The 12,158-nt window shown below is 39.9% G+C and carries 11 protein-coding genes, 1 tRNA gene, 1 other RNA gene and 1 pseudogene; 1 reads left to right on the top strand and 13 read right to left on the bottom strand.

Annotated elements, in window-relative coordinates; all coding sequences use genetic code 11:
• Positions 1-177: 177 nt before the first annotated feature.
• The 13 genes and pseudogenes from JCM10596_RS22170 to guaB all read right to left on the bottom strand — a co-directional run bounded on the left by JCM10596_RS22170 (position 178) and on the right by guaB (position 10,717).
• Positions 178-447, bottom strand: a complete 270-nt coding sequence (locus JCM10596_RS22170) for a pro-sigmaK processing inhibitor BofA family protein (RefSeq protein WP_025028982.1) — start codon at positions 445-447, stop codon at positions 178-180.
• 143 nt (positions 448-590) lie between these two features.
• Positions 591-833: a DUF2508 family protein gene (locus tag JCM10596_RS22165; protein WP_025028981.1), complete on the bottom strand. Its 243-nt coding sequence runs from the start codon at positions 831-833 to the stop codon at positions 591-593.
• 72 nt (positions 834-905) lie between these two features.
• Positions 906-1,501, bottom strand: a pseudogene (recR, locus tag JCM10596_RS27055) (recombination mediator RecR).
• A gap of 21 nt (positions 1,502-1,522) precedes the next feature.
• Entirely contained in the window at positions 1,523-1,834 is a 312-nt protein-coding gene (locus JCM10596_RS22155; RefSeq protein WP_025028980.1) for a YbaB/EbfC family nucleoid-associated protein, read from the bottom strand.
• Positions 1,835-1,863: 29 nt separating this feature from the next.
• Positions 1,864-3,561 (bottom strand): DNA polymerase III subunit gamma/tau, encoded by a 1,698-nt coding sequence (gene dnaX / locus JCM10596_RS22150; RefSeq protein WP_025028979.1) that lies wholly within the window; start codon positions 3,559-3,561, stop codon positions 1,864-1,866.
• A 138-nt stretch (positions 3,562-3,699) separates the two neighbouring features.
• Positions 3,700-3,965, bottom strand: an RNA gene (ffs, locus tag JCM10596_RS28975) — signal recognition particle sRNA large type.
• A 124-nt stretch (positions 3,966-4,089) separates the two neighbouring features.
• The gene (tadA, locus tag JCM10596_RS22145; protein ID WP_234410614.1) at positions 4,090-4,575 is read right to left on the bottom strand and encodes a tRNA adenosine(34) deaminase TadA; all 486 of its coding nucleotides are present in this window, start codon (positions 4,573-4,575) and stop codon (positions 4,090-4,092) included.
• 113 nt (positions 4,576-4,688) lie between these two features.
• Positions 4,689-4,781: transfer RNA gene (locus JCM10596_RS22140), tRNA-Ser, on the bottom strand.
• Between the two features lie 57 nt (positions 4,782-4,838).
• The gene (gene serS, locus JCM10596_RS22135) at positions 4,839-6,113 is read right to left on the bottom strand and encodes a serine--tRNA ligase (protein ID WP_025028977.1); all 1,275 of its coding nucleotides are present in this window, start codon (positions 6,111-6,113) and stop codon (positions 4,839-4,841) included.
• A gap of 96 nt (positions 6,114-6,209) precedes the next feature.
• Positions 6,210-6,809: a pyridoxal 5'-phosphate synthase glutaminase subunit PdxT gene (gene pdxT / locus JCM10596_RS22130; protein WP_025028976.1), complete on the bottom strand. Its 600-nt coding sequence runs from the start codon at positions 6,807-6,809 to the stop codon at positions 6,210-6,212.
• A gap of 12 nt (positions 6,810-6,821) precedes the next feature.
• Positions 6,822-7,706, bottom strand: a complete 885-nt coding sequence (gene pdxS / locus JCM10596_RS22125) for a pyridoxal 5'-phosphate synthase lyase subunit PdxS (RefSeq protein WP_025028975.1) — start codon at positions 7,704-7,706, stop codon at positions 6,822-6,824.
• Between the two features lie 144 nt (positions 7,707-7,850).
• On the bottom strand, positions 7,851-9,203 hold the full coding sequence (locus JCM10596_RS22120) for a D-alanyl-D-alanine carboxypeptidase family protein (protein ID WP_025028974.1): 1,353 nt from the start codon (positions 9,201-9,203) through the stop codon (positions 7,851-7,853).
• A gap of 53 nt (positions 9,204-9,256) precedes the next feature.
• The gene (gene guaB, locus JCM10596_RS22115) at positions 9,257-10,717 is read right to left on the bottom strand and encodes an IMP dehydrogenase (RefSeq protein WP_025028973.1); all 1,461 of its coding nucleotides are present in this window, start codon (positions 10,715-10,717) and stop codon (positions 9,257-9,259) included.
• A gap of 212 nt (positions 10,718-10,929) precedes the next feature.
• Between guaB and JCM10596_RS22110 the strand changes: the two genes are divergently transcribed.
• Positions 10,930-11,949 (top strand): YaaC family protein, encoded by a 1,020-nt coding sequence (locus JCM10596_RS22110; protein ID WP_025028972.1) that lies wholly within the window; start codon positions 10,930-10,932, stop codon positions 11,947-11,949.
• Positions 11,950-12,158 lie beyond the last annotated feature (209 nt).

The raw sequence follows: 12,158 nt of genomic DNA, 5'->3' as shown, positions 1-12,158 counted from the left end.
GTGTTTCTTTAATTCGTCGCTCTCTTGCGGCGACAAAATCTATCTTACCACAGATCGCAATCAATAATCAACAGGAATTTTTTTCTTTGTTGTGAAACATTCCGTTAGCTGATGTCACCTTGTTTTGGCGACATTTAATAATATATCATATTGATATTCAGGATGCAAGTGTTTTTTTTAGATAACCATTAGCTTAATAATGACCAATGAAATCACACCTGGAATCCCTAATAGCCCTGCAATACCAATTGTTATTATATTTAAAGGAATATGCATCTCAAAAGCAGAGCCAAGCATATTAAAAATAAAGAGCATAAATGCCCCCAGTATAAAATGAAACATTCCTTTCCCAATCCATTGAATAAAAGCCCCTCTTACCTGATATAAGACTCCAATCGCAGTTGCCATTGCAACAACAAAGATGGCTATGATCGTCGTTTGATCCATATCATTTCCTCCCTTTATTCATCCGCTTCTTAATCATTTCTACTCGTCCAAGCTAATAATTAGAACCGAAATAAGAAAAGCTTCTACCCGGAGCCCTATATGAAGAAATTAAAAAAGGAAGAGCTAGAGAATAACCAAATTCCCTAACCTTCCTCCACATCTGGATCGTTATAAAACCAGCGATTGATCATGTTTCTTTTTCTAGCTTCTCTCAATAAAAATCGATATTGTAATTCGGCAAGTATTTTGGGCATTTGGGATGTGAGTGCTTCTTTTTCAGAAATCCTCCATGCTTGTACTTCTGACCACTTTTTCCTTGCCTTTTCAATGCTCTGAACTAAATTGTATTCTTCGTTTACCCGTACATTTCTTTTATTCCAAAACAAAATCTATCCCCTCCTCACTCTAAGAATATGAGGGAATGGACTAAAAAATGTATGATCTAGCTATAAAAGATATTACAACTCTCTTCTGCCTTCCAACGCTTTTGTGAGCGTCACTTCATCAGCATATTCCAAATCTCCACCAACAGGTAAACCATGAGCAATTCGAGTTACTTTTAATCCAAAAGGTTTGACAAGTCTAGAGATATACATAGAAGTCGCTTCACCTTCAATCGTTGGATTCGTAGCCAAAATCAATTCTTGAACACGTTCATCCTCTAATCTCTTCAACAGCTCTGTGATTTTTATATCCTCTGGTCCAATGCCATCCATAGGGGATATGGCTCCATGCAGCACATGATAAAGTCCCTCGTATTCTTTGGTTCTTTCCATGGCAATAATATCCTTTGGATCCTGCACAACACAAATCGTCGATTGATCTCTGGACTGGTCCTTACAAATACGACATGGATCATGATCGTGATATTACTGCATACAGTACAGTAGGTTAGATTTCTTTTCGCATTGACTAACGCCTTAGCTAAGTCTAAGACATCATCCTCTTTCATCTTTAATACATAAAAAGCCAGGCGACCTGCCGTCTTAGGACCGATGCCTGGCAATTTCATAAATCCTTCAATAAGCTTCGATATTGGTTCTGGGTAGTGCACAGATGTCCCCCCTTATGTGGACTAGAATAATCCTGGTATATTTAGCCCTCCAGTAAATTTCCCCATATCTTTTGCTACTAGGTCATCCACTTGCTTAAGTGCATCGTTCATGGCAGCTAAGACTAAGTCTTGAAGCATTTCAATATCATCTGGGTCAACCACTTCAGGTTTAATTTCAATGTTCAAAATTTCTTTATGTCCGTTTGCTGTAATTGTAACCATACCACCACCGGCAGTACCTTGAACTGTTTTTTCCTTTAATGCTTCTTGTGCCTCTTGCATTTGCTTCTGCATTTTTTGAACTTGTTTCATCATATTTCCCATATTTTTCATAGTGTTTTCCTCCATTCAAATCGTTTCATCTATTTTTCAATCACTTCAATCAATTCTTCTCCTACGAGCTTGACTGCTTCTTCGTAAAAAGGATCTGATTTTCCATTAGAATCATTTCGTTCTCCCTTTTGTTCACGGATGAATTGATTTTTTATTTCACTCCACTCATTATACATAATTGTAATCATTTTTGCAGAGGATTGTAAATGTTGAGCAATCACTTGTTCAATAATTTGACGATGAGCTTCCTTCTCTGTCGTCTCCCGATGAATCACATTGTTAAAGGCAATAAGAAAAAAATCATTGGAGCAGGCTACCGGTTCTCCATCTTTCAGCCAAGCATGAACGGTGATTTTTTGTTTTTTAATGTCCTGTAATATTTCAGCCCATTGATTGGTTAATTGCATAAGATGATTTTTACTAGCTGATTTAAGCAGCTCTAAGATTTTTTGTTGGGAAACCTGCTGAGGTACATGTCGAGTCGCTTGATTTTTTTTACGTTCCTCATCTGATCCCTTGACTCCTTGCTCTTGAAGAGATTGAATCAGTGCTTCTAGTTGATTTACTTTTTGTTGTAACTGGATCACCTGCTGATCATCTATCGTTGCTTTTACGCTCTGCGGCTGTCCTTCAGATGGAGGTCCCTGTCCTTGTACCAGTTGAATACAAGCCACTTCCAGAAACACACGAGGATGGTTGGTCCATTTCATTTCATTTTGGGCTTCACTTAATTTTTGAATAGAATAAAATAATTTTTCTTTTGGATATTGGACAGCCTTTTCTTTAAACTCTTCTGTAAGCTGAACCCTTTCTAAAACCTCATCTAGATTGGGAGCCTGTTGAAACAACAAAATGTCCCTGAAATAATAAATCAAGTCCTCCACGAGTCGAACGGGTTCTTTTCCCTGATTCATTAATTGATCAATAAAACGAATCGTTTCTTCTAATTTTCCGCTAAGGATCGCATCAGCTAATTCAGAGAGTGCGGTCTGGGAAACGGCCCCCGTTACGGTTAGAACATCTTCTAAGGTGACTTCTTCCTCAGCAAAGGAAATTGCTTGATCAAGTAAGCTCAAGGCATCTCGCATTCCACCGTCCGCCACCTGTATAAGCATGTGCAATGCTTTTTCTTCTACTTTGATATTTTCCTCTGTACAAATGATCTGCAAACGGTCCAACATCGCTTTTTTGGAAATACGTCGAAAGTCAAACCGCTGACAACGAGAAATAATGGTCAAGGGAATCTTATGTGGTTCAGTAGTAGCCAAGATAAACATAACATGAGCTGGCGGTTCTTCTAATGTTTTTAGTAAGGCATTAAATGCTCCCTGAGTTAACATATGAACTTCATCAATAATATAAACCTTCGTTCTTACCTCAGTAGGCGCAAATTTCACCTTATCTCGGATATCCCTGATCTCATCCACTCCATTGTTGGAGGCTGCATCAATCTCAACGACATCGACAATCCTACCCTGAGTAATCCCTGTACAAGAAGCACAGCGGTTACATGGGTCTAGGACAGGAGCTTCCTCGCAGTTCACAGCCTTTGCCATAATTTTGGCTATGGTTGTTTTCCCTGTACCCCTTGGGCCATTGAATAAATAGGCATGTGAAAAGTTTTGCTCCATTATGGCGTTCTGTAGTGTTTTAGTAATATGCTCTTGACCGACGACATCTGCAAACGCTTGAGGTCTATATACTCGATAAAGTGCTTGATAAGCCATCAAGTCCAACTCCGTTTCAATAAATACATTCTATGTATATTATACCTTACTCTATGCGGAAAAAAAGGCGAGAAGCAGAAAAAGAAAAAAAACACCCTTTAGAATAAAAGGTGTTTTTTGTATATGATGAATGAATTGCTGTGCACCTACCTTCGATCTAAGTCACCCAAGCGTACTCATGTAGTTAGCTCAGAACAGGCCACCCTACGGCACACGAAAGATTCCACTTACCGCTGCTTCCTTCCGGACCTGACGGGGTTCATGGGTTTCCGTTGCGTAGGACCCATTCTTCAACACTACTTGCATAAGCCAGACCTTACATAACAAAGACCTAGAGCAGGAATTCAATCCCGCTATAGCGGATTGCGGGTTACAGGGCACCGCTACCTCCCCATCTAGCACAGCAAACTTTATAAACATAGTTAGGCATCAAAATGTGATGCATTATTGATTATAATAGATCTGAAGCAATAACTCAAGTGTTAAAGCTTCCCTTTCTAACAAAGTCCTCCCATTAGCAAAGGAACCTTACTTTTTTCTGCTACGCAGCTTCCTAAAGAAGTTTTTTAAGATCTCCTGACACTCCTGCTGTAGAACTCCTGATACAATCTCGGTTTGATGATTAAGCCGTTGATCTTGAAGGAGATTATAAAGCGACCCTGCATAACCTGCTTTAGGATCCTCTGTTCCATAGATCACTCGCTCCACCCTAGATTGAACAATGGCTCCCGCACACATCGGACAAGGCTCTAAGGTCACGTATAGTTCACAGCCCTCCAGCCTCCAACCACCCAATGTTTGGCTTGCCATCTGAATAGCCATGATCTCTGCATGTGCCAGAGGATTCTTGTCAATCTCTCTACGGTTGTAGCCTCTGCCGATGATTCGATCATTCTTAACAACAACAGCGCCAATCGGTACTTCCTCCAGCTTTTCTGCTTCGCGAGCCAAAGAAAGTGCTTCCTCCATATAATATTGGTACTTTTGTGTATCATTCATTTTCGATCGATCCATTATATGACCTCTTTTACCAAGAGTAAAAAAGACAATGTCCGCCATGTGGTGTGACACTGTCTATCTCTTATAAGCTTCATATCTACACTTAAGATTACAATAACAAATTTAGATGGCGGAGGAAGAGGGATTCGAACCCCCGCGGGCTGTTACACCCCTGTCGGTTTTCAAGACCGATCCCTTCAGCCGGACTTGGGTATTCCTCCATTCCATTCAACAAAAATTATTGTAGCAAATCTCTGGCTATAAATCAACAGAGAAATCTAACTAATGTACTCTTTATTTCCCAAGTAAGGGCGTAATACTTCTGGAATTCTTACTCGTCCATCTTCTTCTTGATAATTTTCTAGAAGAGCGGCTACAGTACGACCAATCGCCAGCCCAGAACCATTTAAGGTATGTAGAAATTCTGGTTTCGCTTTCTTATCGCGACGGAAGCGAATATTGGCTCGTCTTGCTTGGAAGTCCTCGAAGTTACTGCATGACGAAATTTCTCGATATGTATCTGCACTAGGAAGCCAAACCTCTAGATCATATTTTTTAGCCGCTGTGAAACCTAAGTCGGCTGTACACATACTCATTTTTCGATAAGGTAATTGCAATAGCTGTAATACCTTCTCGGCATGACCGGTTAATTTTTCTAATTCGTCATAGGAATCTTCAGGTTTTACAAAACGAACAAGCTCCACTTTATTAAATTGATGTTGTCGGATCAGTCCGCGCGTATCACGACCAGCAGAACCTGCTTCCGAACGGAAGTTGGCACTAAAAGCAGCATAGGTAACAGGAAGCTGCTCCACATCTAAAATATGATCACGGTGAAAGTTTGTAATAGGTACTTCTGCTGTGGGAATTAGGAAATAGTCCGTTTCAGCAATTTTAAAAGCATCCTCTTCGAATTTAGGAAGCTGTCCTGTCCCAGTCATACTAGCTCGGTTGACCAAAAAGGGCGGGATCATCTCTTCATATCCATGTTCTTCTGTATGTAAATCTAACATAAAGCTTATTAAAGCTCTTTCTAACTTCGCACCCATTCCTTTAAGAAAAACAAAGCGTGCCCCCGTTACTTTTCCCGCTTCTTCAAAATGAAGGATACCTAGTTTATCCGCTACTTCCCAATGCGGTTTAGGTTCAAAGGCAAACGTAGGCTTCTCTCCCCAAGTAGAATGAACAATGTTATCATCCTCTGATTCGCCCACTGGAACACTCTCATGAGGGATATTAGGAACCGTGAGTAAAATGGATTCTAGGTCAGCCTCTACTTCACGAAGCTGATCATCCAGTACCTTGATCCGATCATTTACTTCCTTCATTTCTTGAATCAGATGGTCGGCATCTTTTTTCTCTCGCTTGAGAACAGATACTTCTTGAGATACTGTATTTCGTTTGCTTTTTAGTTCCTCAACCTCTTGAATGATTTCACGACGCTGATGGTCAATCTCAGGAAAACGATCCAGTTCAGATATATCTTCTCCTCTAGAACGTAAACGAGCCTTCACTTGCTCAAATTCATTACGCAATAATTTTACATCCAACACCTTGACTCACTTCCTTTCAGTGTATAGTGCAGAAAAACTCTCATCCCAAAAAAAGAGAAGAGAGTTTTTCACATAAAAAGCATCTCCTAATGAAATTTAGGAATGTGTAACTTTGGTCTGCTGATTAACATATTCTTGAACCATATTAACAAAGTATTGATGAAACCTTTCATCATCTGTTAATTCTGGGTGGAAAGAAGCTGCTAAGAAATTGTCTTGTTTGGCTGCAACAATTTGCTCCCCGTGAGTCGCTAGGACTTCTACTCCTGAACCCACTTCAAGAATCAATGGTGCTCGAATAAATACCGCTCGAAAATCATCCGCTACATTCTTTATGTGAAGATCTACTTCGAAACTTTCTCGCTGACGACCAAATGCATTGCGTTGAACATGAATGTCCATCAGCCCTAAGTGAGCTTCCTGTTCATGTTCGATATTTCCGGCAATAATTATTAATCCCGCACAAGTACCGAATAAGGGAAATCCTGACTTGGCTAATTCCTTGATCGGCTCTATAAATCCATATTCCCTCATCAATTTGCCAATGGCTGTACTCTCTCCACCAGGAAGCACAAGCCCTGCTATTTCATTCAGTTGCTCTGTTTTCTTAATAGCGATGGCTTCGACTCCCGATTTTTCAAGCATTCGTATATGTTCTGCTACAGCTCCTTGTAGAGCCAAGACCCCTATCTTCACTAGAACCCCTTCTTACCAACCACGCTCTTGCATACGCTCTGACGCTGCAAGTGTGGAAATTTCGATACCCTTCATTGCGGTACCTAAATTTTTCGATAATTGACCGATCAATTCATAGTCTTGGTAATGGGTTGTCGCTTGAACAATCGCTTTAGCAAATTTCTCAGGATTATCAGATTTAAAGATTCCAGAGCCTACAAATACCCCGTCTGAACCAAGGTGCATCATAAGCGCTGCATCTGCTGGAGTAGCTACTCCACCCGCGGCAAAGTTTACTACAGGAAGCTTCCCATTTTCATGAATAGCAAGTAATAGCTCATAAGGAGCACCAAGAAGTTTCGCTTCATTCATCAATTCGTCTTTAGACATATTTTGAACCTTTTTGATTTGTCCTTGAATCATGCGCATATGACGAACCGCTTCTACGATATTTCCTGTTCCAGGCTCACCTTTTGTACGAAGCATAGAAGCTCCTTCTCCAATACGACGTAAAGCTTCACCTAAATCACGAGCTCCACAGACAAACGGTACTGTAAATTCGTTTTTATTGATATGGAAAACTTCATCAGCAGGTGTTAACACTTCACTTTCATCGATATAATCAACACCTAAAGCCTCTAATACTTTGGCTTCCACGAAGTGTCCAATACGTGCTTTTGCCATGACTGGAACGGAAACCGCCTTGACTACTTCTTCAACAATCGTTGGATCAGCCATTCTAGCTACTCCACCAGCTGCACGAATATCTGCTGGTACTCGTTCAAGTGCCATAACCGCTACTGCTCCAGCCGCTTCTGCAATTTTTGCTTGCTCTGCATTAATGACGTCCATGATGACGCCACCTTTTTGCATTTCCGCCATACCACGTTTTACTCGAGTCGTCCCTACTTCTTGCATCTTACTTCCTCCTAGCCGCCTTATATATTAAAAAAATAATGAGAAAAATTTTACATTCATACATATTGTATTTTACTATAGGAATTTTGAAAGTACAAACTAGTTTATACAGATCCCTTGATTTTTACCCTTTTCCTGCTTCAATTATGAAAACAAGCCTTTAATACTATCTGTGATTCCTGTCCAAATTCCTGAGAAGAATCCAAGAATAGAACGCATGAAAAGCCTAAACCAACTTGCTGACTCCACATCTTCCAAGGCTACTAAGCTTGTGGCATCAGGTTTTGTGCCTGATTGAATATAATCATACTGTTTCTCACCTGTATATTTCAATACCACTTCTCCTACAACAGCCTCATTGGAGATCGGAGCTAACAATTCTCCAGATGGATCTAACAGCTCTTGATTCAGCGTGTAGTCAATAGTATAAAGCTCTTCCTCATCTTTATGAACGACTGTATGAAGAGGTCCCCCTAGTGCTACTTTAATTTCTTTTTTCACACCTTTACGAACAGGGAGGGCTGGGGTTTCAGGAAGAAGGTCCCCTGCTTTAGCGAATTCTTTATAGACATAATTATTAAATCCATAGTCTAATAATTTTCTTGTTTCCTGGAATCGTGTGTCTCTTGATTTAGAGCCCATTACAACAGAAATTAGACGCATGCCTTCTCTTTCTGCTGTACCCGTAAAACAGTTCTGTGCCTGATCTGTATATCCTGTCTTCAGGCCATCCAATCCTGGGTAGGCATGATTCCTTGCTTGTCCTTCTGGATGACCGACAAGCATCCAATTCCAATTGATCATGCGAACACCGTTAAAATATTCTGCTGGCTTCTCTGGAATAGAAGAGAATTTTAACACCTCAGGATACTCGTTTACTAAGGCTTGTGCGAGTAAAGCCGTATCCTTAGCAGACATGACGTTTTCATCTTCTGCTGTACCCGTTGACATATATTTACGCAACATGCGGTTTGGCAATCCAGAAGAATTGACAAAGCGTGTATTGGTCATTCCTAATTCAGCTGCTTTTTGATTCATGATTTCGACAAAGCTGCCTTCACTACCAGCAACAAGTTCCGCAAGAGCTACCGTTGCGTCGTTCGCAGAGTAAACAGCCATAGCAGTATACAATTCTTCTACTGTTCTTTCTTCCCCATCTGCCAGCCAGACTCTGGAGGTTCCATCTAATGCACCTAAGTAATGAGCATATGAGCTAGCACGTACCACGGTATCCCAGCCGAAATCACCTTTGGCTATGGCTTCTAAGACCAGATACTCTGTCATCATTTTACTCATACTTGCAGGTGGAAGTGGTATGTCTTCATTTTTCTTAAATAATATTTTCCCCGTTTTTGCTTCGATTAATATGGCTGATTCTGCCGCAATATCAAATGGACTTTCTGCTTGAACTGGCTGAATTTGAAATGTCATCGCTAATAAGCTGATGATCAAGGTCACAATGACATAAGAAGTCCAGCCTCTCTTGAAGAAGTTCATCTCTCCACCCCCATGATCTTTAAAAAAACTACCCTAACCATTTTATCACAGCATTAGCTGATGGAGTAGTTTGGTGCTTCTTTTGTAATTTGTACATCGTGTGGATGAGATTCTCTTAACCCAGCACCTGTGATCTTGATAAACGTTCCGTTTTGAATTAAATCATTGATAGTAGCTGTTCCACAGTAGCCCATTCCTGCACGTAAACCGCCAATTAACTGATGAATTGAATCAGCTAATGGTCCTTTGTAAGGGACTCGTCCTTCGATTCCTTCAGGTACAAGCTTTTGCTCGTTCTCTTGGAAATATCGATCCTTACTCCCTGCCTTCATCGCACCAATCGATCCCATACCTCTATACACTTTGAAGCGACGTCCTTGAAAAATCTCGAATTCACCTGGACTTTCTGATACCCCAGCTAATAAGCTTCCCAGCATCACAGCATGAGCACCCGCAGCAATAGCCTTAGGTATATCTCCAGAGAACTTAATTCCTCCATCAGCAATAATAGGAACATTGTACTCTTTGGCTACGCTGGCACAATCGTAGATAGCTGTTATTTGAGGGACTCCAATCCCAGCTACAACACGAGTTGTACAAATCGATCCAGGCCCTATCCCTACTTTCACAATCGTTGCCCCTGCTTCAATTAGATCTCTCGTAGCATGTCCAGTAGCTACATTTCCGGCGATAATGTCTAATGTAGGATATTTTTCGCGAATCTTTCGAACCGTATCGATAACACCTTGAGAATGTCCATGAGCCGTATCAATAACAATGACATCCACTCCAGTGTCTACTAATGCCTTCACTCTTTCATCCGTATCTTTGGATACGCCAACAGCTGCCCCTACAAGCAAACGTCCTTTTTTGTCTTTTGCCGCATTCGGGAACTCGATGGCTTTTTCGATATCCTTGATGGTAATTAACCCTCTTAAAATATAGTTTTCATCAACTAAAGGAAGCTTCTCAATTTTATGCTTTTGCAAAATTCCTTCTGCTTCCCCAAGTGTTGTACCAACGGATGCTGTTACGAGGTCTTCCTTGGTCATGACATCACTAATTTGAGTGGAGTAGTCATGCACAAAGCGTAAATCCCTATTGGTTAAGATCCCAACTAATTTTTGATGTTCATCTACGATTGGAACACCTGAAATACGGTACTTACTCATTAAATGTTCAGCATCATATACTTTGTGAGAAGGAGTTAAGGAGAAAGGATTGGTAATAACCCCACTTTCAGAACGTTTGACACGGTCCACCTGCTCTGCTTGCTCTGCGACCGTCATGTTTTTGTGTATAATTCCTAGTCCGCCTTGTCTTGCCATAGCAATAGCCATTTCAGCCTCAGTCACTGTGTCCATACCAGCACTAATGACTGGCACATTTAATTTTAAATTCTCCGATAATTGAGTCTGCACACTTACATCTCTTGGTAAAATTTCTGACTTCGCTGGAATCAGCAAAACATCATCAAATGTTAAGCCTTCCTTCTCAAATTTATTCTCCCACATATATACACCTTATCCTTTCTGCTTGTCCTTAATTTTTTTGAAAAAATACAGCTATCTTCAAAATATTATTGAAAGTTTATCAAAAGGCAAATTTTACGTCAAGACAACTCAAATAAGTCAGACTCTTTTGTCATATTATAAAAATACAGTTTTAGGTTATAAATAACCTTAAGTTGATCCTTCTTACATTCTTTTCAAAAAGGAGGAGGAATATGAGGACGATTTGGTGTGAAAACTCTCTAGAGCGAATGTGGGGGCTTTTCTTATATTTTGAAAGTGAACCAATAGCTAAGGATTATCTATTTCAATCCTATCTGCAAGTGGTTAATGAGAAGGATGCCACCCGCTTAGCTTTCGATAATACTCATAAGTTTATCTATTTTTTAAAGCAAGGCGTTTCTTATTTTAAATCAGCTCAAGCTAGCGAACTCATTGTTCGCCCTCTTTTGCTATACTATGGTTTTACAAGCTTGATGAAAGCCATTATTCTTTCTAAAGACCCTTATTATCCTAGAACAACAACCGTATTACAGCATGGAATTACGACAAGGAAAAGAAAAAAAAATAATTATGTGTTCCATGAGGATGAAATTAAAGTGCAAAAAAATGGTTTGCTTCCTCATTTTGCGGAAGTTGTCCTTCAATCCCCTCTTGAAATCCATAGTAAATATAAAATTATCGATCTATTAGGAATCATCCCTGAGTTGCAGGAGAGCTATCAGTTGATGTTTGCCAAAAAAACAATGCTCCAAATTAATTGGGATGATCTACAATCAAAACATATTTTTACATACAAAAATTTAAAGCTTCCCCTTTCTTCTCCCGAAGTGAGTCAAATTATTCATGTCATACAAAGCTATGGTATTCAAAAAGAGTGTATCCTTTTTACAGAGCAGGATTTTACGATCACCATTGATCCTTCAGATTCTAAAGATACTAAAGATTCTAAGTGTCGCTTTCTTGACCAGCTCGTCACTGATTATAAAGGAAACCGCTATTTTTATTATCATCAGAAAATAGTCATGACCGATGAGATTATTACGTATAATATGGTCATGTACATTCTTGGTATGCTTTGTCGCTACGATACTGAATTGTGGGGCGAGCTTCTATTCACTTTTAGCTCGAGTGATATGTATATCATTGAAGAATTTCTTCAGCTATCTATGAGAAAATTTCCAAATCTTATTCTTAATCATTTATTTGATGAAAAACTCGTATTTGAAACCTAAGATTGGATCTTTTTATTCTATATTAAGAAAAGCTCGGCAAAGCCCGAGTCCTTTTTGTTTTGGTGTTTTTATGAAGTTTAATCCCTCAAACTGACGGCAGGGGAATACCTATCCTCCATTCCAACGCTCATCGCTTAACTTCCATTTCGGACAGGTATTCCCTGCCTAGCTTGTCCTCTCTAGTCTATTCCTTAAACTTTTCGATATTA

This window comes from Caldalkalibacillus mannanilyticus JCM 10596, assembly GCF_000615945.1.
Lineage (GTDB): Bacteria > Bacillota > Bacilli > Caldalkalibacillales > JCM-10596 > Bacillus_AT > Bacillus_AT mannanilyticus.
Note: the sequence above shows the minus strand (reverse complement) of the source record. Positions and strands in the feature narration are given on the sequence as shown.

Bases quoted from the DNA above. Each gene is read 5' to 3' on its own strand.
- JCM10596_RS22170 (WP_025028982.1), bottom strand. From the start codon at position 447: ATGGATCAAACGACGATCATAGCCATCTTTGTTGTTGCAATGGCAACT.
- JCM10596_RS22155 (WP_025028980.1), bottom strand. From the start codon at position 1,834: ATGAAAAATATGGGAAATATGATGAAACAAGTTCAAAAAATGCAGAAG.
- dnaX (WP_025028979.1), bottom strand. From the start codon at position 3,561: ATGGCTTATCAAGCACTTTATCGAGTATATAGACCTCAAGCGTTTGCA.
- tadA (WP_234410614.1), bottom strand. From the start codon at position 4,575: ATGGATCGATCGAAAATGAATGATACACAAAAGTACCAATATTATATG.
- pdxS (WP_025028975.1), bottom strand. From the start codon at position 7,706: ATGCAAGAAGTAGGGACGACTCGAGTAAAACGTGGTATGGCGGAAATG.
- JCM10596_RS22120 (WP_025028974.1), bottom strand. From the start codon at position 9,203: ATGAACTTCTTCAAGAGAGGCTGGACTTCTTATGTCATTGTGACCTTG.
- guaB (WP_025028973.1), bottom strand. From the start codon at position 10,717: ATGTGGGAGAATAAATTTGAGAAGGAAGGCTTAACATTTGATGATGTT.
- JCM10596_RS22110 (WP_025028972.1), top strand. From the start codon at position 10,930: ATGAGGACGATTTGGTGTGAAAACTCTCTAGAGCGAATGTGGGGGCTT.